The 19676-nt window shown below is 64.7% G+C and carries 16 protein-coding genes and 1 tRNA gene; 11 read left to right on the top strand and 6 right to left on the bottom strand.

Going from position 1 to position 19676, the window contains the following annotated elements:
• Nucleotides 1-62: 62 nt before the first annotated feature.
• Complete coding sequence (locus MSIMFI_RS15985; protein ID WP_191498223.1) at nt 63-527, bottom strand: LppP/LprE family lipoprotein; 465 nt, start codon at nt 525-527, stop codon at nt 63-65.
• A gap of 314 nt (nt 528-841) precedes the next feature.
• On the opposite strand from MSIMFI_RS15985, the gene MSIMFI_RS15980 reads away from it, so the two are divergent.
• From MSIMFI_RS15980 to MSIMFI_RS15970, 3 genes are all read left to right on the top strand, one after another.
• Entirely contained in the window at nt 842-5002 is a 4161-nt protein-coding gene (locus tag MSIMFI_RS15980) for a bifunctional nitrate reductase/sulfite reductase flavoprotein subunit alpha (protein WP_191498222.1), read from the top strand.
• A gap of 82 nt (nt 5003-5084) precedes the next feature.
• A complete protein-coding gene (locus MSIMFI_RS15975) occupies nt 5085-5342 on the top strand; it encodes a hypothetical protein (protein ID WP_191497919.1) in 258 nt (85 codons plus the stop codon).
• A gap of 65 nt (nt 5343-5407) precedes the next feature.
• Nucleotides 5408-7054 carry an NAD-dependent malic enzyme gene (locus MSIMFI_RS15970; RefSeq protein ID WP_191497918.1) on the top strand — a complete coding sequence of 549 codons (1647 nt, stop codon included), beginning with the start codon at nt 5408-5410 and terminating at the stop codon, nt 7052-7054.
• Nucleotides 7055-7072: 18 nt separating this feature from the next.
• Here MSIMFI_RS15970 and MSIMFI_RS15965 read toward each other — a convergent pair whose 3' ends face one another.
• From MSIMFI_RS15965 to MSIMFI_RS15955, 3 genes are all read right to left on the bottom strand, one after another.
• The gene (locus tag MSIMFI_RS15965) at nt 7073-8617 is read right to left on the bottom strand and encodes an MFS transporter (protein ID WP_186243783.1); all 1545 of its coding nucleotides are present in this window, start codon (nt 8615-8617) and stop codon (nt 7073-7075) included.
• A 129-nt stretch (nt 8618-8746) separates the two neighbouring features.
• On the bottom strand, nt 8747-10639 hold the full coding sequence (locus tag MSIMFI_RS15960) for a family 2A encapsulin nanocompartment cargo protein cysteine desulfurase (protein WP_191497917.1): 1893 nt from the start codon (nt 10637-10639) through the stop codon (nt 8747-8749).
• The gene (locus MSIMFI_RS15955; protein ID WP_191498221.1) at nt 10626-11561 is read right to left on the bottom strand and encodes a family 2A encapsulin nanocompartment shell protein; all 936 of its coding nucleotides are present in this window, start codon (nt 11559-11561) and stop codon (nt 10626-10628) included. Before MSIMFI_RS15955 ends, MSIMFI_RS15960 begins: the two co-directional genes overlap by 14 nt.
• A 367-nt stretch (nt 11562-11928) precedes the next feature.
• Here MSIMFI_RS15955 and MSIMFI_RS15950 point away from each other — a divergent pair, with 367 nt between their 5' ends.
• The 7 genes from MSIMFI_RS15950 to MSIMFI_RS15920 all read left to right on the top strand — a co-directional run bounded on the left by MSIMFI_RS15950 (nt 11929) and on the right by MSIMFI_RS15920 (nt 17192).
• Entirely contained in the window at nt 11929-13212 is a 1284-nt protein-coding gene (locus tag MSIMFI_RS15950) for a TQXA domain-containing protein (protein ID WP_191497916.1), read from the top strand.
• On the top strand, nt 13209-14141 hold the full coding sequence (gene cysK, locus MSIMFI_RS15945) for a cysteine synthase A (RefSeq protein WP_186243786.1): 933 nt from the start codon (nt 13209-13211) through the stop codon (nt 14139-14141). The genes MSIMFI_RS15950 and cysK overlap by 4 nt, the downstream gene beginning before the upstream one ends.
• Before the next feature lie 2 nt (nt 14142-14143).
• Entirely contained in the window at nt 14144-14827 is a 684-nt protein-coding gene (gene cysE, locus MSIMFI_RS15940; protein WP_191497915.1) for a serine O-acetyltransferase, read from the top strand.
• A 17-nt stretch (nt 14828-14844) separates the two neighbouring features.
• Nucleotides 14845-15276, top strand: a complete 432-nt coding sequence (locus MSIMFI_RS15935; protein WP_191497914.1) for a thioredoxin family protein — start codon at nt 14845-14847, stop codon at nt 15274-15276.
• Nucleotides 15276-15728 carry a DUF4395 domain-containing protein gene (locus MSIMFI_RS15930; RefSeq protein WP_191497913.1) on the top strand — a complete coding sequence of 151 codons (453 nt, stop codon included), beginning with the start codon at nt 15276-15278 and terminating at the stop codon, nt 15726-15728. Before MSIMFI_RS15935 ends, MSIMFI_RS15930 begins: the two co-directional genes overlap by 1 nt.
• 160 nt (nt 15729-15888) lie before the next feature.
• Nucleotides 15889-16158 (top strand): ANTAR domain-containing protein, encoded by a 270-nt coding sequence (locus MSIMFI_RS15925; RefSeq protein ID WP_186243790.1) that lies wholly within the window; start codon nt 15889-15891, stop codon nt 16156-16158.
• A 587-nt stretch (nt 16159-16745) separates the two neighbouring features.
• Nucleotides 16746-17192 carry a DUF5994 family protein gene (locus tag MSIMFI_RS15920; protein WP_191497912.1) on the top strand — a complete coding sequence of 149 codons (447 nt, stop codon included), beginning with the start codon at nt 16746-16748 and terminating at the stop codon, nt 17190-17192.
• Nucleotides 17193-17211: 19 nt separating this feature from the next.
• Here MSIMFI_RS15920 and MSIMFI_RS15915 read toward each other — a convergent pair.
• A tRNA-Asn gene (locus MSIMFI_RS15915) sits at nt 17212-17284 on the bottom strand.
• A 196-nt stretch (nt 17285-17480) separates the two neighbouring features.
• Here MSIMFI_RS15915 and MSIMFI_RS15910 point away from each other — a divergent pair.
• A complete protein-coding gene (locus tag MSIMFI_RS15910; RefSeq protein WP_191498220.1) occupies nt 17481-17750 on the top strand; it encodes a hypothetical protein in 270 nt (89 codons plus the stop codon).
• A gap of 2 nt (nt 17751-17752) precedes the next feature.
• On the opposite strand, the gene dnaG is transcribed toward MSIMFI_RS15910, so the two are convergent.
• Entirely contained in the window at nt 17753-19675 is a 1923-nt protein-coding gene (gene dnaG, locus MSIMFI_RS15905) for a DNA primase (protein ID WP_191497911.1), read from the bottom strand.
• Between the last annotated feature and the right edge of the window lies 1 nt (nt 19676).

The following is a 19676-nucleotide window of genomic DNA, read 5'->3' as shown; positions in this document are numbered from 1 at the left end:
CAACGCGCACCTGGCAGTCGAGCCATACGCCCGAGATCATTGGAAGTTGTTGTGCGCGAACGCTACTGGTGCGGGATCGTGTCGAGCGCTTTCAGCTTGCCGTCTGGTCCGATCCGAAATCGAACGGTGCCAACGCCACTGGGACAGCAGGGGCGATCGCCGGCAGCCTGCCATCGGTACTGGACTGTCACGGTGTCGTCACCGGGAGGCAACACAGTTATGTAGGGCTTCGGATTGGGCGTTGGTGGGCCTAGCGGGGTGTTGTGGTCAAAGAACAACAGCTGCTGGGGAGTCGACTCGTCGGCAATGGTCGGAATGATCTGCACCCAGTACAAACGGCATTTCCTGGTATGGCCGCGCCCGATTTCCGCCCAAGCCGAACCGGGTACCACGATCGGAACCCCGGCGATAGCCCTCCCGACGGTGGCGGGAGACGGCCCGTCAGAATCCTTGCAGGTGACCGGCGGCGCGGGTCGCGGTGTCGGCGGCTTCGAGCCGCAACCGGCGGCCGCCAGGCCCAAAATCATCAGAATCGCGCTCAGCCGACGACGCACGCCGCGAGCTTAGCGAAGACTGTGAATCTTCCCCAGGTTTCGTCATAAGCCCAGGTGTAGGGCCTAAAGCAGGCCACGCCGCGGGTACTGTTGGGCTCAGACCCAGTTGGTCGCTCTCAACGGCGCACTGCCGCGCCCGGGGCCATCGCGGGAAGTCCGTAAAACGGTTGAAACCTCGGATATCTCGTCCTGAAACATCCTTGTCGCACGATTCAGCGCAAACGATTGAGCACCCGAGAAAGGACGTAAGCGTGGCTACGCAGCCCGGCCAGCATGCCGTGCACTCGATGTGCGCGTACTGCGGCGTGGGCTGCGGAATGGTGCTGCAGATCACAACTGACCCCGAAAGCGGCCGTCGTCACATCACCAAATCGACTGGGGACAACAGCCATCCGGCCAACTTCGGCCGGTTGTGCACCAAGGGCACGACCACCGTAGACCTTTTCGGCGCACCGGGCAGGGCGGAGTCGGCACACCTGCGGTCCGACCGCGGTGAACCCCTCCAACCAATCGATACCGATGACGCCATTACCCTATGCGCCAAACGGTTACGAGCGATCATCGATGAACACGGCCCAGATGCTGTAGCCATCTACGTGTCGGGGCAGATGTCCATCGAGGCCCAGTACTTGGCGAACAAGCTGGCCAAGGGGTTCATCGGCACCAACCAAATCGAGTCGAATTCGCGGTTGTGCATGGCGGGGGCCAGTTCGGGCTACACACTGTCGCTGGGCGCCGACGGACCACCAGGCTCATACCAGGACATCGATCATGCCGACGTCTTCTTCGTCATCGGCGCGAATATGGCTGACTGCCACCCGATTCTGTTCCTGCGGATGATGGACCGCGTAAAGGCGGGCGCCAAACTGATCGTCGTCGACCCGCGCCGCACCGCGACCGCTGACAAGGCTGACCTGTTCCTACAGATTGCCCCCGGGACCGATCTGGCACTGCTCAACGGATTACTGCAGCAGATCGTCCAAAACGGGCACACCGATGCCGAGTTCATCGCCGAATTCACCGAGGGCTGGGAGGTGATGCCGAGCTTCCTGGCGCAATTCAGCCCCGCCAGGGTCAGCGAAATCACCAACATTTCTGAGGAAGACATCCGCACGGCGGCACGCTGGATCGGCGAATCCGCAAACTGGATGAGCATCTGGACGATGGGAATCAACCAGAGCACCCACGGCACCTGGAACACCAACGCGATCTGCAACCTGCACCTGGCCACCGGCGCGATCTGCAAGCCGGGCAGCGGTCCCTTCTCCCTAACCGGTCAGCCAAACGCCATGGGTGGACGCGAAATGGGTTACATGGGGCCGGGTCTGCCGGGTCAGCGGTCGGTGACTTCGGCCGAGGACCGCAAATTCGTCGAGGAACAGTGGGGCATTCCCCACGGATCGTTGCGCAGCGACGTCAGCGCCGGCGTGATCGACATGTTTTCCCGAATGGCCGACGGCCAGATCAAGGCGTGCTGGATCATTTGCACTAATCCCGTTGCCACCGTTGCCAATCGGAAGACCGTGATCGCCGGCCTGGAGAAGGCCGAACTGGTGATCGCGCAGGACGCGTTCCTGGAGACCGAGACCAACGAGTACGCCGACGTTCTGCTGCCCGCCGCGCTCTGGACCGAATCCGACGGGGTGATGGTCAATTCCGAGCGCAACCTGACCCTGTTCGAGCAAGCTGTCGATCCGGCAGGGCAAGCGCTTCCCGACTGGCATCTCATTGCCCGGATCGCTTGCGAGATGGGCTTTTCGGACTCCTTCGGATACGAGTCCGCCGAGGATGTCTTCGAAGAGATCAAGCGGTTCTGGAATCCCAAGACCGGCTACGACCTGTGCGGCGTCAGCTACGAGCGGCTGCGGCAGACACCGCTGCAGTGGCCATGCCCGCCCGGGGACGCGGCCGACCGTCACCCGATCCGTTATCTGAACGACGGTGTCAGCCAGACTCAATTGGTCCGCGAGGACGGTCACGTGCCCCGGTTGGCGTTCCCAACCGCGACTGGGCGTGCGGTGTTCTTCGCCCGCCCGCACCTGCTGCCCGCGGAGATGCCGGACGCCGACTACCCGTTCTTGCTCAATACCGGCCGGCTGCCCCACCAATGGCACACGATGACCAAGACCGGCAAGGTGGCCAGGCTCAACAAACTCAACCCGGGGCCGTTTGTCGAAATACATCCCGAGGATGCCGACGCGCTACAAATCGCCGACGGCGACCGCGTCGAGATCGCCTCCCGGCGTGGCCGCGCCGTACTGCCCGCCGCGATCAGCGACCGGGTACGGCCCGGCAACTGCTTTGCGCCCTTCCACTGGAACGACGTGTTCGGCGAATATCTCTCGATCAACGCCGTCACCAGCGACGCCGTCGACCCGGTGTCGCGGCAACCCGAATACAAGGCGTGCGCGGTCACCGTGACCAAGGTCCCGGTCGCGCCGGATACCGCCGCACCGGACCCCGGAGTGGCCGACGAAGGCCCCGAAATTGCGGAGATCAGCCTGTCGCAGGTCGACACATTGGCCGAAATTCTCGGCCTGGCCAACGAACCAATGCCCCAGTTCGGTCAGCTCGGCCGCGCTTACCTGGCCGGGGTGATCGCCGGGCTGCGTTCGGAGCCCGGTCGCCGCGCCGCGGGCGTGCCCACCCTGCCGCTGAGCGCCCCATTCGATTCCAACACTCGGCTGTGGGTGGACGGACTGCTCGCCGGGATGTTCTCGCGCACCGAGCTGCCACCCTCACTGGCGGCACCGGTCGCCACCGATACAACCGAAGCGGCGCCTCAGCGGGCACCGATCGTGGTGTTGTGGGCTTCACAGACCGGAAATGCCGAAGAACTCGCCGCCGGGATCGCAGCGCAGCTTCGCCAGGCCCGGTTGCCTGTCGCAGTGCACGGCATGGACGACTTCCCTATTGCCGACCTGCCAACGACGCACGAGCTACTGGTGATCACCAGCACCACCGGGGACGGCGACCCCCCGGACAACGGCGCCGGTTTCTGGCGAGCGCTATCGGACGACAGCGCTCCACATCTGGACGACACGCGCTATTCCGTTCTCGCGCTGGGCGACTCCAACTACAACGACTTCTGCGGTCATGGGCACAGGCTCGACCAACGCCTTGCTGAGCTGGGAGCGACCCGTCTCGCCGGCCGCGTCGACTGCGAACCCGATTACGAGGACGCGGCGGCGGGATGGCTCGACACGGTCTTGCAAGCGCTGACCCAACCGGCCGCGCCGATCGGTGATGACCCCACACCCAGGCCCACGGCCCTGATCGCACCAGCCCGCCCTGCCGGCGCGCCGCAGACGTATACAAAGAAGCACCCCCTGGTCACCAGCCTCGTCCGCAACACCACGCTCAGCCGGCCACGGTCAGCAAAAGACGTGCGGCAGCTGGTGTTTCATATACCGGAGGGAACAGTCAGCTACGAGGCCGGTGACTCTCTCGGGGTGTGGCCGCGCAATAACGACGGGCTCGTCGACGAATGGCTGACCGTCACCGGATTGGACGGCCACGCCGAAGTGGAGATTGCCGACCACGGCTCGATGACATCAATGTCACTGCGTGAGGCTCTTACGGACCGACTTGCGATCGCCCACATCAGCCCCGATCTGCTGCGGTTCGCGCAGCAACGCACTCACGACGCCGCATCCGCCGCCGAACTTGCCGAGTTAATGAAGCCGGAAAACAAAGCGGCACTGGCTGATTGGTCATGGGGCCGCCAGTCGGTCGATCTGCTCGCCAGGGCGCCGGTCACCGCGTCGGTCGACGAGTGGCTGGCAGTGCTCAAACCGCTACAGCCGCGGCTGTATTCGATCTCGTCCAGCCCCAAGGAAAACCCCGGAGAAGTGCACCTGACCGTGTCGCCGGTGCGGTACAACTTTCAGGGTGTACCGCGGCGCGGGGTGTGCTCGACATATTTGGCGGACCGCTCCCCTAACGATCAGATCGCGCTGTACGTAAGGACATGCAGAAACTTCCGCGTCCCCAGCGATCCGCACACGCCGATGATCATGATCGGGCCGGGAACCGGGATCGCACCCTTCCGCGGCTTCCTACAGGAGCGACGCGCGCTCGGCCACACCGCACCCAACTGGCTGTTCTTCGGCGAACAGCATGCCGCCACGGACTTCTACTACCGCGAAGAGATCGAGGCGATGCATGCCGACGGGCTGCTCACCGAACTGGATCTGGCGTTCTCCCGGGATCAGCGCGAGAAGGTCTACGTGCAGCACCTGATGCGCAAGCGCGGGGCTCGGCTGTGGCAGTGGCTGCAGGAGGGAGCGCATCTTTATGTCTGCGGCAACGCCGACCCGATGGCCAAGGACGTCGATCGCGCGCTGTGCCAGATCGTCGTCGAACACGGGCGCCTGGACGCTGACGAGGCCACCGCATACGTCCGGGCATTGAGCGCCGACAAGCGCTATCACCGCGACGTCTATTAAGACGTCTACTAAGGGGAACTTGTAATGCGGCGGAAACGTCGCAGATCGAGCAGTTGAAACATCCCGGTCGCACCATCGAGCCATGACTCGGGAATGCCCGTTGCAGTGTCGTCAGGCGTCGGCACCTGACCACGTCGATTGGGCAGGGCTGCCCGTCAACCTGGACTTGGCGTTCTCCCCCGAGCAGCGCGACAAGGTCTACGCGCAGCACATGATGCGCAAGCGCTGGTCCCAACTGCGGCAATGGTCCCGCGACGTGGCACAGCTGTGCGTCTGCGAGATTGCGTTCAACGCGCAACAGTTCGACCCGGACGCGGCCAATTCCACCTCCGGTCGTTAACCGCGGGTTCACCTCGATCGGCGCTACCGTGACGTGACGCGCGAAGTCACGGACGGAGGTTAGAGATGAGCGATGCCTGCGTGCCACGGTTTCCGGCCGCACTGTCCACACCAAGCCTCAATCGCGGGGTTGGGTTTACCCATGAGGAGCGGCGACGGCTCGGGCTCACCGGCCGGCTGCCGTCGGCGGTGCTCACCCTCGAGCAGCAAGCCGATCGGGTGTGGCATCAATTGCAAAGCCTTGCAACAGATTTAGGACGCAATCTGCTTCTCGAGCAATTGCACTACCGCCACGAACTGTTGTACTTCAAAGTGCTCACCGAGCATCTGCCGGAACTGATGCCGGTGGTGTACACGCCCACCGTTGGCGAGGCTATCCAGCGCTTCTCCGACGAATACCGCGGGCAACGCGGTTTGTTCCTGAGCATCGACGAACCCGGAGATATCGGCCCAGCATTCGAAACGCTCGGGCAAGGACCCGACGACATCGACCTGATTGTCTGCACCGACGCCGAAGCGATCCTGGGTATCGGCGACTGGGGTGTGGGTGGCATCCAGATCGCGGTGGGCAAATTGGCGCTGTACACGGCCGGCGGTGGCATCGACCCGCGCCGCACCCTGGCGGTGTCCCTGGATGTCGGCACGGATAACGAACAACTGCTGCAGGACCCGTTCTATCTCGGCAATCGTCATGCGCGCCGCCGCGGCGCCGAATACGACCAGTTCATCAAGCACTACATCGAGACCGCCCATCGGATGTTTCCGCGCGCGCTGTTGCATTTCGAGGACTTCGGGCCGGCCAACGCGCGAATGATCCTGCAGACATACGGTGCCGACTACTGCGTGTTCAACGATGATGTGCAGGGCACCGGCGCCGTGGTGGTGGCTGCCGTGGACGGCGGATCGGCGGTCACCGGTATTCCCTTGCGCGAGCAGCGGGCGGTTGTCTTCGGCGCCGGAACGGCCGGGATCGGGGTCGCCGATCAGATCCGGGACGCAATGGTCGCCGACGGCGCCACCGTCGAGCAGGCGACAGCACAGATCTGGGCGATCGACAAGCAGGGCCTGCTGTTCGACGACATGGCCGACCTGCGCGATTTTCAGGTGCCCTACGCGAAGAACCGCGGTCAGCTCGGCGTGGCGGCCGGGGATCGAGTCGGACTGCTCGACGCCATCAAGATGGCGGCGCCGACCGTCCTGCTCGGGTGCTCGGCGGTGTCCGGTGCGTTCACCCAGGAGGTCATCGAGGCTATGACGGCGTCCTGTGAACGACCGATGATTTTCCCGCTGTCCAACCCGACCTCGCGGATGGAAGCCATGCCGGCCGACGTGCTGTCCTGGTCCGACGGCAAGGCATTGCTTGCTACCGGCAGCCCCGTCGCGCCCGTCGACTACAACGGGACCGCCTATACCATTGGCCAAGCCAACAATGTGCTGGTGTTCCCCGGCATTGGGCTGGGCGTGATCGTCGCCGGCGCCCGGCTGCTCACCCAGGGCCTGCTGCACGCGGCGGCGAAAGCTATTGCACGCCAGGCTAATCCGGCGCGCCCCGGAGATTCCCTATTGCCGGATGTCCAGGACTTGCGCGCCGTCTCGAGCGCCGTCGCGCAGGCCGTCTATCGCGCTGCCGTGGACGACGGGGTGGCCACCAGAACGCATGATGACGTCACGCAGGCCATCGTCGACATCATGTGGCTGCCAACATACGACTAAGAACAGGCGTAATTTCAGTCATTCAACGATCGCCGGTGTTGCAACCTCGCGCTTGGCGATGCGACGCGGGAACCAGCGCCAACCGGCGACGAACACACCGGCCAACGACACGGTGGCGATGAGGAACGCGATGCGGATGCCGTCGATGAAATCTTCCTCCGCAACCTGCGCGGGGTCGCGGTGCGGGATATGTTGCCGCGGTGCGATTCCGCTGACATGCGCTCGCGGGTTGGCATTGTCGATGATCACCGCGGCGATGGCGTGTCGCTCGACCGGGTCGGGTACCACCGGCTCCAGATGAGGCTCGAGTGTGGCCGTCAGCCAAGCGGCGAGGACAGAGCCTAGGACGGCAAAACCAATCGTCGAGCCGATCGCGCGCTGGGCGCTCATAATGCCGGACGCCATGCCCGCCCGTTCTGGTGGGACGGCGGTCATGGCGACGGTCGTGATCGGCGTCAGGCACAACGCGACGCCCATGCCGCACATGCCCAACCCGATCAGGACCAAGCCCGAGCTGCGATGCTCGCTGGCGATTAGCGTCAGCAGACCCAGCATCAACAGGCACAGCCCCAGTAAGACGAGCATGCGCGCGCCGACCCGGCCCACGAGGGGGCCAACCAGGGGCGATAAGACGACCACGCCCGCGCTGAACGGGAGGATCATGAGGCCGGTCACGCTCGGGGTATAGCCACGCACGTTCTGCAGGAACTGCGTGGTGAGCAGCAGCATCCCGTAGACAGCGAAGAACACCGTGCAGATGGTTCCGATGGACAATGCGTACGAGGTGTCGCGGAACAAGCTCAGATCCATCATCGGATCCGGCGATCTGCGCTCGAGCCACAAGAACAGGATGGCGCCAACGGCGGCCACCAACAGCAGCCCGACGGTTTGCGTCGATGTCCAGCCGACCTGGGGGCCCTCGATGATCGCGTATACGAAAGCCCCCACGGTCACGATGAACAGCACCTGCCCGGACAGGTCGAAGCGTCCCGACCGCTCGTTGCACGACTCCTTCACAAAGCCCACGGTCAGAAGAAGGACAACCACGCCCATGGGCACATTGACGTAGAAGATGCTGCGCCACCCCCACTGGTCCACCAGCAGACCGCCAAGCGTCGGGCCGGCCGTCGTGCCAACACTGGCAATGGCGGTCCAGATCCCGATTGCCTGCGCCTTCTGCTTGGCTTCCGGAAAGGCCGCGCTGACCAGGGCCAACGAGGTCACACTGGCAGTCGCAGCGCCCAAGCCCTGCACACCCCGGGCGGTGGCAAGCACCCCGATGGAGGGCGCCATGCCACAGGCGATGGATCCCAGCGTGAACAAGAAAACCCCCGCGATGTACCAGCGACGGCGGCCGTAGCGATCGGCCAGTGTCGCCGCCGACATGATGAATACCGCCATGCCGAGGCTGTAGGCCGCCACCACCCATTGCAGGCCGTCCTCGCCCACGCCGAAGCTGCGCTGGATCTCGGGCAGTGCCACATTCACGATCAGTGCGTCGAGAAAGATCATGAACAGGCCCAAGCCCGTAGCGACGAGGGTGAGGAGCTGCGTTCGGTTCATGCGGGGCCCCAGTTCGCGGGTTAACGGTGGCGATCTGGGGATGAACTTTATGCGGCAGGGAGCACGAGCAGTCGCAAAAGCCCCCAAATCGGCTGATTTTGGGGGCCTTTGCGTCTGCTGACGCCAGTTTCAGCCGACGTTGGTCCCGCCCTCGGCGATGCGGCGCACCGCCCGCAGGAACACGTCGACCTCCTCGAAGGTGTTGTAGAACGCAAGCGAGGGACGGACGGTGGCCTCCAAGCCATACCGACGCAGAATCGGTTGGGCGCAGTGATGCCCGGCGCGCACCGCGATGCCTTCGGCGTTCAGCGCCTTGCCCACCTCGAGCGGCTCGTGTCCGGCCAGCACGAACGACAACACGCTGGCCTTCTCGTCCGCCGTGCCAACGAGCCGAACACCCGGAATGTCGGCCAGGCGGGGGGTCGCATACTCCAGCAAGGCATGCTCGTAGGCGGCAATGCGCTCGATGCCCACCCGCTCGACATACCGCAGCGCCTCGCCGAGCCCGACGGCGTCCGCGATGTTTCCGGTCCCGGCCTCGAACTTGTTGGGCAGCCCTTGATACAGCGACCGCTCCAGCGTGACGTCGGCGATCATGTTGCCGCCGCCCTGCCACGGTGGTGTCTCGGCCAGCGCTTCCTCGGTTCCGTAGAGCACGCCGATTCCGGTGGGCCCATAGATCTTGTGGCCGGAGAACGCGAAGAAGTCAACGCCAAGCGCCGAGACATCTATCGGCAGATGCGGAATCGACTGCGCCCCGTCGATGAGCACCCGCGCGCCGTAGCGGTGGCCCAGCTCGACGATCTTCTCAACCGGCGTCACTGTGCCCAGGGCGTTTGAAACGTGAGTCGCGGCAACTAGTTTCGTCTTCGGACCCAGCAGGTCCTCGAACTCCGACAACAGCAGGTTGCCCGCCTCGTCCACCGGCGCGACCTTCAGGATTGCGCCCGTTTGTTGCGAAACCAGCTGCCACGGAACGATATTGGCGTGGTGCTCGAGGTGGGTGATGACGATCTCGTCGCCGGGGCCGAGGTGCTTGCCGCCCCACGCGTAGGCCACCAGGTTGATGGCCTCCGTGGTGCCGCGCACGAAAATGTTCTGTTCGGCCTTGGAAGCGCCGATGAAACGCCGCACGGTCTCGCGGGCCTCTTCGTAGGCGTCTGTCGCCCGGGCCGCCAACTCATGCGCCGCGCGGTGAATGTTGGAGTTCTCGTGGGCGTAGAAGTTCGACAGCCGGTCGATCACCACCTGCGGCTTCTGAGTGGTCGCGGCGTTGTCGAACCAGATCAGCGGCTTGCCGTTGACCGTCTCCTTCAGGATCGGAAAGTCGGCCCGCACCGCGTTCACGTCGAACACCTCGTGCTCGTCAGGCAACTGCGGCACCGGCTCGGGCCTATTCAGGAAGTAGTAGTCCGCCTCATCCCCCGTCGACACGACCGAAGGTGCATCAGACCAGCCCAGGTCGGCGACCGAGGGCGCCCCATGCGGCCATTCTGGCCGCACAGGGTTGGTGCCGCGCGGCGCCACCGGCCCCGTCGGCGTCCCCCCGGCCAGCACCCCGGGCACGGTCGGCACGATCCCGGAATTCGGTACCGCGAACGCGGTCAGATCCGCAATACCGGGCGGCAGGAACGGATCCGCTACCGCCTCGGTCGTCTCGGCCGCCGACGGCGCCGCGGTTGCGTCCGGCAGGTTTCCACGCGGAGCAACCGGCACCGCCTGCGGCGGTACTCCTTCGGGTCCCGGGGACGTCGGCGCCGGGATGTAGATGTCCGAGACGCCGATCAACGGAATCGGAGCCGGGAACGGATCAGCCGTGCCCGCCGCCACCTGGCCAGCAGAAGTAGCCGCCGTCGTGTCGGGCACGTTGCCGCGCGGCGCGACCTGCGTTGTCTGCGGTGGACTATCGGGACCCGGCCGAATACCGGCCGCGTACAACTGATTGGCCAGCGCGGCGAGCTCCGCAGCGCTAATGGGGAGCTCGCTTTCGGCGTCTACCGACCGGTACTCACTTGTACTCATGGAACTGGTCCACAGCGACGTCGTCGAGCACGGCGAGCGCGTCGTCAGTGAGGACAGCCAAAGACGTATACAGGGTGACCAGATATGTCGCGATCGCCGACTGATTGATGCCGGTGAACCGAACCGAGAGCCCGGGCGCTTGTTCGCCGACCAGGCCGGGCTGGAACAGGCCCACCACTCCCTGGCGCTCCTCGCCGGTGCGCACCAGGATGAACTTGGTCTTGCCGTCCTTGACGGGCACCTTGTCCGACGGGATCAACGGAATGCCGCGCCAGGTGATGAATTGCGCGCCGAACAAGCTCACCACAACGGGCGGTACACCCCGGTAGGTGGCTTCACGGCCGAACGCGGCAATACCTTGCGGGTGCGTGAGGAAGAAGCTGGGTGTCTTCCAGACCTTGGTGATCAGCGCGTCGAGATCGTCAGGCGTGGGTGCGCCGGCGAGCGTCTGGATGGTCTGCTCCGGGGTCGCCTGCGCCAGCAACCCGTACTCGGGGCTGTTGACCAGTTCGGACTCCTGGCGTTCCTTGATCGTCTCAATGGTCAGTCGCAACTGCTGCGCGATCTGGTCGTGCGGGCTGGAGTACAGGTCAGACACCCTGGTGTGGATATCGAGGAGTGTCGAAATCGTCCGCAGTGTGTACTCACGCGGGCTCGTCTCGTAGTCGACATAGGTCTCCGGCAGCGGCCCTTCGGTTCCGGCGCCCGCTTCGGCCTTGACCGCAACCTGCTCGGGGTTGACCACGCGGTTCACGCGGTAGATACCCGCTTCCACCGGCACCCAGCTCAGCAGATGCAGCAACCACCGCGGCGTGATCGTCGAGAGCTGCGGAACGGTCTTCGTCGCATTGGCAAGCTGCCTGGCGGCGAGATCGCCGAGTGCCTGAGACTCAGTTTGGGCCCCCGATTGAGGCGAAGTCATCATGGTCCTTCCGTGGGTGGTCGGGTAGCGCGCGGACTGTGGACTGTGGGGCAGAGCCATTGTGCCCCACAAAGATCGCTTGCGGATCGCTTGCGCTGTGCCGAGCGTATGCGATGGTGATCGTACGGCAAAGAATTAGGCCCGCCCGTGAGCCGAACTGCCGAAATTTGTCCATGCCGTATAGTGGGGCCATGCAACAGGCCGTTCAGCCGCGCTTCGTCCCCTCGCGCTGCCTTGCCGTCGACTGTTGTTGTTGTTGATTTCCTGACCCCGTCTGACTCTGACCTCCAGCAGCGTTCGCGCGAGCCGGTCACCCGCGACACCGTGACGCGCGTAGCTCGAATTCTTTCAGGAAGATCAACCGCCGATGACTGTGCTCTCCGTACCCAGCCGTGCCCTGGCGCCTGTGGCGACCCGTCGCCGCACCCACGTGCGGCCGGTCACCGAACTGACTCGCATGACGCGCTACCGAGGCGGCACCTATTCCCACACCGTTGACAAGGTCGTGTTCGCCGACGGCACCACCGCGCGCACTGACCTGATCAGGCTCAACCCGAACCTGCAGGCCTACTCGCTCGATTTCACCGGCATCGCCCCGCACCAGCCGTCGCACTACAGGCCGGGAACCTGGTCCGCGCTGCCACACCTGCTCACCCGCGACTGCGAAGCCGAAGTGGCGTGGATCCTGCGCCACTCCTTCCCAATGCGCTCTACCGCCGAACTCAGCGAACAGCTGCGCCGGGCCGGCTACCCATTGGGACCGGCCAACATCAGCGAACACGAAGCCATCGCCGGAACACAGGCCGCGATCTGGTACCTGACCAACGGCATGTCCCTAGACACCCGACCACTCAACGCACCCATCGCCGTCCACCGCGGGCCAGGACCGGTGCTCACCTTCGAATTCGAGGGCCAACCCCAGCTCGGCGGCTACTCACTGTGGGCAACCGGGGACGCCGCCGTCACCATCAAGCTGCAGAAGTCGCTCGACGGCAGTGTCTGGCACGACGTCTCCGGCTCACAACTGACCACGCACGCCGGAAAGGGTCGCTACCAACGCGCTCTGGGCGTCGGCAGCACGCTGTCTACCAGCCGTCACGGCCACGGCGGATCCGGCTACCGCTACTACCGGCTGATCACCACCACACCCGATGCCACGACCGGGATCGACCATGTCGACTTCTGGCTTACCGGCACCCGCCACTACCGCAACGCGGACCGGGTCGTGCACCTCTACAACTACCTGCTCGCGGGAGCACACCAAGCCGTCCGCGCGACACCGGAACCCCGGCTCATCGCCACCGACGCGACCGCCGATTCCGAACTCGTCGGACCGTTCCAGGTGCAGATCCCATTGCAGCTGACGGTCGGCGAAGGTCACGAGCTGGTCGACGCCGACGGCTTCCCAATCGACGATGTGGTTCAACCTGGGACCGAGTTCTACCTGCGTCGCGCCCCGGGTACATCGGCAATAACATTGACTGCAACCACTCCACACAGCATCGGCGGAAGAGTATTGACCGGGCTGGCGTTAGACGGGGCACCACAGCGGTACACACCTGTTGCCCTAGCCGTACCCACGGACGTGACCATCGAATTCGACATCAGCTGGGACGAGGCCTGGGCCGACATTCTGAGAGAAGGCAGATGAGCATCGCGGACAACATCACGCAACTGATCGGAAATACGCCGCTGGTCCGGCTGCGCCGGGTTACCGACGGGGCGGTGGCCGACGTTGTCGCCAAGCTGGAGTCGTTCAACCCGGCGGGCAGCGTGAAGGACCGCATCGGGGTGGCCATGATCGACGCGGCCGAGAAGGCCGGCCTGATCAAGCCGGACACGATCATCCTCGAGCCGACGAGTGGCAACACCGGCATCGCCCTGGCGATGGTGGCGGCCGCACGCGGCTACAAGTGCGTACTGACCATGCCGGACACGATGAGCATCGAGCGACGGATGCTGCTGCGGGCATACGGCGCCGAACTGATCCTTACTCCCGGTCCGGACGGCATGGCGGGCGCCATCGCGAAGGCCGAGGAACTGGCCAAGACCGACGATCGGTATTTCATCCCGCAGCAGTTCGAAAACCTGGCCAACCCGGCTGTCCACGCCGTCACGACCGCTGAGGAGGTGTGGAAAGACACCGACGGCAAGGTCGACATCTTCGTGTCCGGGATCGGCACCGGCGGCACCATCACCGGAGTCGCCCAGGTGATCAAGGAACGCAGACCATCGGCACAGTTCGTGGCCGTGGAGCCCGCCGCGTCACCGGTGCTGTCCGGCGGCCAGAAGGGACCACACCCGATCCAAGGCATCGGCGCCGGCTTCATCCCGCCGGTGCTGGACCTGGGTTTGGTCGACGAAATCGTCACCGTCGAGAACGAAGACGCGCTCGAGCTGGCGCGGCGGCTGGCCCGGGAAGAGGGGCTGCTGGTCGGCATTTCCTCGGGCGCGGCCGTGTCGGCCGCCCTGCAGCTGGCGCGTCGGCCGGAAAACGCCGGAAAGCTGATTGTCGTCGTGCTCCCCGACTTCGGCGAGCGGTATCTGAGCACAGTCCTGTTCGCCGATCTGAGCGACTAGCCATGCTGGCGGATATCCGGCGCGACATACGGGCGGCCAGGAAGCGAGATCCGGCCCGGCCCACGGTGCTGGAGGTCGTCTTCTGCTATCCCGGCGTGCACGCGGTATGGGGCCACCGGATCAGCCATTGGCTGTGGCTGCGGGGCGCGAGGCTGGCCGCGCGGGCGCTGGCGGAGCTCACCCGGGTGCTAACGGGAGTCGAGATCCACCCCGCTGCCGTGCTCGGTGCCGGACTGTTCATCGACCATGCGACCGGAGTGGTAATCGGAGAAACCGCCGAGGTGGGCGACGACGTCACGCTGTTCCATGGCGTCACGCTGGGCGGCACCGGCCGGGAAACCGGGAAGCGCCACCCTACCGTCGGAGACCGGGTGATTATCGGGGCCGGAGCCAAGATCCTCGGCCCGATCAAAGTCGGCGACGACAGTCGGATCGGCGCCAACGCCGTCGTGGTCAAGGATGTCCCGTCGAGCGCGGTGGTCGTCGGGGTCCCCGGGCAAATCGTCAGCCGCTCAATCCCGGCAACCGAGGACGACTCGGTGCTGCCTGATCTGGTGGGTGTCAGCCTCCAATCCCTGCTCACCAGGGTGGCCAGGCTGGAAGCCCAGGATGGCGGCTCACAAACCGACCGCGTCGTCCGACCACCTGAAGGTGGGGTCTGGTACGGCGAGGACTTTTCCATCTGAGGTCTTTTGGAGCAGCTGTGAGCACTCTTGTGATGGCCTTGACCGCGACCATCGCGGCGTTGGGCGCAGCCTCCGCGATCGGCGTCGCCGTCAATCGACGCTCGGGTGTATTGCGGGAAGCCAGTTCCACGTCCGAGCAGGACACGTCGGACCTTGGCTTATCGAGTACGGGGCCGACCGTCGTGCACTTCAGCGCCGAGTGGTGCGGTCCGTGTGACGCGGTGCGTCGCGTGGTCGACCAGGTGTGCGCCGATTTGCCGGACGTGGCGCACGTGGAGATCGACATCGGCGCGAACCCGGTGGCCGCCAAGCGGCTGTCGGTGCTGTCACTACCTACGACGTTCATCTTCGACGCTGACGGTCAGCAGCGATACCGCACGGCGGGTGTGCCGAAGGCAGCCGACCTGCAGACGGCGCTGCGACCCCTTATTCCCGACAGGAGCAGTTGATGGCGATCACTACCAACCAAGTAGACGTACGGGGACCACGATTCGCCGCGTGGATTACCAGCACGGTTCTGGTGTTGACGTTGGCGGTGTCAGCGTTCAGCCAACCCACGGCGGCGGCAATTCTGGGCGTCCAGGCCGTCATCTTCGCGATCAGCGCCGTACGGGGGCCCCGCAATAGTCCATACGGGCTGGTGTTCAGGAAGTTGGTGGCACCTCGGATTGGACCGGTGAAGGAACGGGAGCCGGTGCCGCCGCTGAAGTTCGCGCAATTGGTGGGGCTTATTTTCGCGGTCGTCGGGGTAGCTGGCTTCGCCGCGGGAATCCAGCTGCTCGGCGTGGTTGCAACCGCGTTCGCGCTGTTCGCGTCGTTCCTCAATGCCGCCTTCGGCATCTGCCTCGGCTGCCAGTTGTATCCGTTCGTCGCTCGGCTACGTCGCGCACCAGCGGCTTAGCCGTCGAACATCCAAACAGCCGAACCGGTCTCAGCGCGCATGACAGAGTGCGTGAATCTGCGCGAAAGTGGGTATTCCCTGTCACCGCAATAACTCTCACGAAACCGGCTTACGCCCGGGCAGCAAACACCAAGGCGATGGGATAGGAAGTCCACGACAGATGATCGAAGGTCTGCAAAACCAGCTACAACGTGGCGCTGGCGGCCACGAAAGCACGCGTGATCTCGACACAGCCGTAGGGATACTGGTCGGGTGGCGCCGGTACAGCACTTATGCCGCCTTCCGGGAACTGATCTCAGCTAGCGAGCGGCATCGCGTACCGATCTTTGCCCTTGCTGGGGCGCTGGTGAACCTGGCTTGTCGGGACGCCGATACCGCGCGTGCTAGCACTCCCGCTCAGCTAGCGGCCGAACGGGAGTGGGGGCGTTAATCACTCGCTCCTCAGTTGCCGGTCGCACTACCCCGCCATACGCGTGGGCGCTTCTGCATTGAGTTTTTCGGTGCTTGTGCACTAATCCAACGGGTCGTGGTATGCGTCGGCGCGCCGCCAACCGCGTTGGCAACTTTGCGCTTTCGTGGATCTCTGGTGCGACTTCCGCACTCTACGGCCACCACGCCGACTTTGAATGGTCGCCATACCCTGCCCTCGTTGTCAGCATGAAGGGAAGCGGCCGGTGAACGCCCAGACTATTACCGAAAACCACTGTGGTGGTGTCGTTTTCGGAATGCATAGCATTTAGGCCATCGAAATGCCACTGGGGAGCGTAGTGTCAACGGTGAGCCGTTTCGTTGTCACGGTGGTCCGCCGCAATCTGCGGGATGACGGCCACCGGCAATGTGATTCCTCCGTCCGCCTGCATCCGTGGGGCGGTAGCAACCGACCGAGAAGGAACCGCGCGTGAGTTGCGCAGCCGCAACCGTTTCGCGACAACGAGACGGCTTAAGCCCGGCTTTCGGACTCGACACGCGTGCCAGCGTCATCATCTGGTGGGCCCGGTCCCAACCGCGATACCGTCGATGACGCGGCCGTTTGGAGGTCGGGGCCGTGTCAACCCCATTCGACTATCGGTGGCATCCGAGCTCGGCCGCGACATCGATGGGGCATGGTGGCCCCGCGCGGACCGCATCACCAATGAATTACCCGACCTTGTCGCGGTCTTGACCCCCCTGTTGGGAGACATCACATCGATCAACGTCAACTGGCCACCGCTGCAACGACCGCCCGACTTCAACAAGCCGGGATGGGAACACAAGCGCCAGCACGTAATGACCGTCTCCGGCACGGATGCTTGCGCAAATCTCCTGATCATCCCGTATGGGACCTACAGCACGCTGGCCCTCATGGTGCTGCGCTGCGCCGCGGACCTGCCCGTCGAACCCGCTGACCGCGATAAACCCGCGTTCCTAACCGCCAGCTCGATCCTGCGGGCCGCCAGACAACAACGCGCTTCCGGCTGTCTCTGATCCCAGCCAGGGTTTCAAGCTCCCCCGGAAGGACTCGAACCTTCAACCCTTCGGTTAACAGCCGAATGCTCTGCCAGTTGAGCTACAGGGGACTATCAGGACGCGCGTCTGCTGGCGCAGATCGCGGGACGACTCTAGCGTACTGGCATACCCGCACCCAACTAGAGGGACCACGCGATCGCGTATCCCCTCGCTAGGGCCACCTGCCGCAGCGGGATCGGACGCGCCCCAAGCCGGGCGCATGAGGCAGGATGGAACCAACTGCATTGTTTGTCGGAGGGGACCGCTTTGATCGGGTATGTCGCCGTGCTTGGACTGGGTTACGTGTTGGGCGCAAAGGCGGGGCGCCGGCGCTACGAGCAGATCGCGGGCACGTACCGCGCGCTGACCAGCAGTCCTGCCGCGAGGTCGGTGATCGAAGGCGGGCGCCGCAAAATCGCGAATCGCATCTCACCCGATGCCGGGTTCGTGACCTTGACCGAAATCGACAACGAGACAGCCGTTGTTGAACGACCCGTTGATTACCCGATCGAGCGGCGGTCGAACGCCGCCCCGTAGCCTCAGGCACTCAGATCGTCGCCGCTGGCTTGCTCCAACAGGCTGCGCCGATACGCCTCCATGGCCACCAGGTCGCCGAACAGCGCGTGATACTCGTCGCTTTGTTCGATCGGCGACATGCGCTGCAGCTTGGACTTCACCTCGGCGATCTGGCGGCCGATCCAGACCTCTTGCAATCGAGCCAGCACGCCCCCGATGTAGCGCGGCAGCTTTTCGTCGTCGTCGACCTTGATCGCTTCTACCCCGAGTTCGCTGATCAACCCAACGGTCGCGGCCGACGTGGTCTGCTGACGGACCTTATCGATCCATTGCGCCCCGCTGACACTGGTCGAGGTACCGCCGGCGGCCTCAATGGCCGCGCGGATGGCCGCGTAGCCGGGGTGCGTGAAGCTCTCGACGGTCAGCGAGTCGAACACCGGGCCGGCCAACGCCGGGTATTGCAACGCCGACTTGAGCGCCTCACGCTGCGGCCGCAGGGTTGGATCGCGCGGATCGGGACGGGCGACGGTGGGCTCGGCCGGGGCAGCGTCAGGGGACCGCGCGGCCTGAGCCTTCCATCCGGGCCGGCCGGGATTCTTGAACCTCTTGGCTTCGCCACGCACCCGGTCGATGACCTGGGCGACATCTGCCCAACCGACCCAGCCGGCGAGCTGCCGAGCGTACTCGTCACGCAGCGTCGGGTCTTTGATCTGGCCCACCATCGGTACACAGCGCCGCAGCGCGGCCACCCGGCCTTCGGCGCTGTCCAGGTCCATTTCGGCAATCGCGGTGCGAATGGCGAACTCGAACAACGGCGTTCTTCGTGCCACCAGGTCGCGCAGCGCACCGTCACCGGACTTCAGCCGCAAGTCGCAGGGATCCATGCCGTCCGGAGCTACCGCGACAAAGGGCTGACCGGCCAGGTTCTGCTCGCCGTCGAAGGCCTTGAGAGCGGCAGCGCGTCCAGCCTCGTCGCCATCGAAAACGTAGATCAATTCGCCGCGAAAGAAGCTGTCGTCCATCATCAGCCGGCGCAGCATCGCCAGGTGCTCGTCGCCGAACGCGGTGCCGCATGACGCCACCGCCGTGGTGACGCCCGCCAGATGCATCGCCATCACGTCGGTGTAGCCCTCGACGACAACCGCCTGATGCCCCTTGGCGATGTCACGCTTGGCCAGGTCGATGCCGAACATAACCGCCGACTTCTTGTACAGCAGCGTCTCGGGCGTATTGATGTACTTGGCTTCCATCGGATCGTCGTCGAACAATCGCCGGGCCCCGAAGCCGATCACCTCGCCGGCCGAGGTGCGGATGGGCCACAGCAACCGCCGGTGAAACCGGTCCATCGGGCCGCGACGGCCCTGCCGGGACAGGCCCGCAGCTTCCAGCTCCTTGAACTCAAAACCCTTGCGCTGCAGATGCTTTGTCAGTGTGTCCCAGCCCGACGGCGCGAAGCCGCAGCCGAAACGACGGGCGGCCTCGGCATCGAAGCTGCGCTCGCTCAGGTATTGCCGGGCCGGTGCCGCCTCGTCGGACTCGAGGGCCTCTGCATAGAACCCTGCCGCGGCCGCGTTGGCGGCGATGAGCCTGCTACGGCTCCCGCGATCACGCTGCACGCTGGTGGCCGAGCCGGTGTAACTGATCGTATGGCCGATCCGGTCCGCGAGCAGTTCGACCGCCTCGACGAAGCTGACGTGTTCGATCTTCTGGATGAACGCGTAAACGTCACCGCCCTCGCCGCAGCCGAAGCAGTGGAAGTGGCCGTGGTTGGGCCGCACATGAAACGACGGTGACTTCTCGTTGTGGAATGGGCACAAGCCCTTCAGCGAGTCGGCGCCGGCGCGTCGCAACTGGACATAGTCGCCAACGACATCCTCGATTCGGGCCCCTTCGCGGATGGCGGCGATGTCGCGATCGGAAATTCTGGACCGACCTGGACTCGACATC

The organism is Mycobacterium simulans, assembly GCF_900232995.1.
GTDB classification, from domain to species: domain Bacteria; phylum Actinomycetota; class Actinomycetes; order Mycobacteriales; family Mycobacteriaceae; genus Mycobacterium; species Mycobacterium simulans.
This window is presented reverse-complemented; position numbering and strand designations above follow the sequence as displayed.

What these genes read in the sequence shown, in the direction of transcription:
- MSIMFI_RS15985 (WP_191498223.1), bottom strand. Translation starts at nt 527, where the DNA reads ATGATTTTGGGCCTGGCGGCCGCCGGTTGCGGCTCGAAGCCGCCGACA.
- MSIMFI_RS15980 (WP_191498222.1), top strand. Translation starts at nt 842, where the DNA reads ATGTGCGCGTACTGCGGCGTGGGCTGCGGAATGGTGCTGCAGATCACA.
- MSIMFI_RS15975 (WP_191497919.1), top strand. Translation starts at nt 5,085, where the DNA reads ATGACTCGGGAATGCCCGTTGCAGTGTCGTCAGGCGTCGGCACCTGAC.
- MSIMFI_RS15970 (WP_191497918.1), top strand. Translation starts at nt 5,408, where the DNA reads ATGAGCGATGCCTGCGTGCCACGGTTTCCGGCCGCACTGTCCACACCA.
- MSIMFI_RS15965 (WP_186243783.1), bottom strand. Translation starts at nt 8,617, where the DNA reads ATGAACCGAACGCAGCTCCTCACCCTCGTCGCTACGGGCTTGGGCCTG.
- MSIMFI_RS15960 (WP_191497917.1), bottom strand. Translation starts at nt 10,639, where the DNA reads ATGAGTACAAGTGAGTACCGGTCGGTAGACGCCGAAAGCGAGCTCCCC.
- MSIMFI_RS15955 (WP_191498221.1), bottom strand. Translation starts at nt 11,561, where the DNA reads ATGACTTCGCCTCAATCGGGGGCCCAAACTGAGTCTCAGGCACTCGGC.
- MSIMFI_RS15950 (WP_191497916.1), top strand. Translation starts at nt 11,929, where the DNA reads ATGACTGTGCTCTCCGTACCCAGCCGTGCCCTGGCGCCTGTGGCGACC.
- cysK (WP_186243786.1), top strand. Translation starts at nt 13,209, where the DNA reads ATGAGCATCGCGGACAACATCACGCAACTGATCGGAAATACGCCGCTG.
- cysE (WP_191497915.1), top strand. Translation starts at nt 14,144, where the DNA reads ATGCTGGCGGATATCCGGCGCGACATACGGGCGGCCAGGAAGCGAGAT.
- MSIMFI_RS15930 (WP_191497913.1), top strand. Translation starts at nt 15,276, where the DNA reads ATGGCGATCACTACCAACCAAGTAGACGTACGGGGACCACGATTCGCC.
- MSIMFI_RS15925 (WP_186243790.1), top strand. Translation starts at nt 15,889, where the DNA reads ATGATCGAAGGTCTGCAAAACCAGCTACAACGTGGCGCTGGCGGCCAC.
- MSIMFI_RS15920 (WP_191497912.1), top strand. Translation starts at nt 16,746, where the DNA reads ATGACGCGGCCGTTTGGAGGTCGGGGCCGTGTCAACCCCATTCGACTA.
- dnaG (WP_191497911.1), bottom strand. Translation starts at nt 19,675, where the DNA reads ATGTCGAGTCCAGGTCGGTCCAGAATTTCCGATCGCGACATCGCCGCC.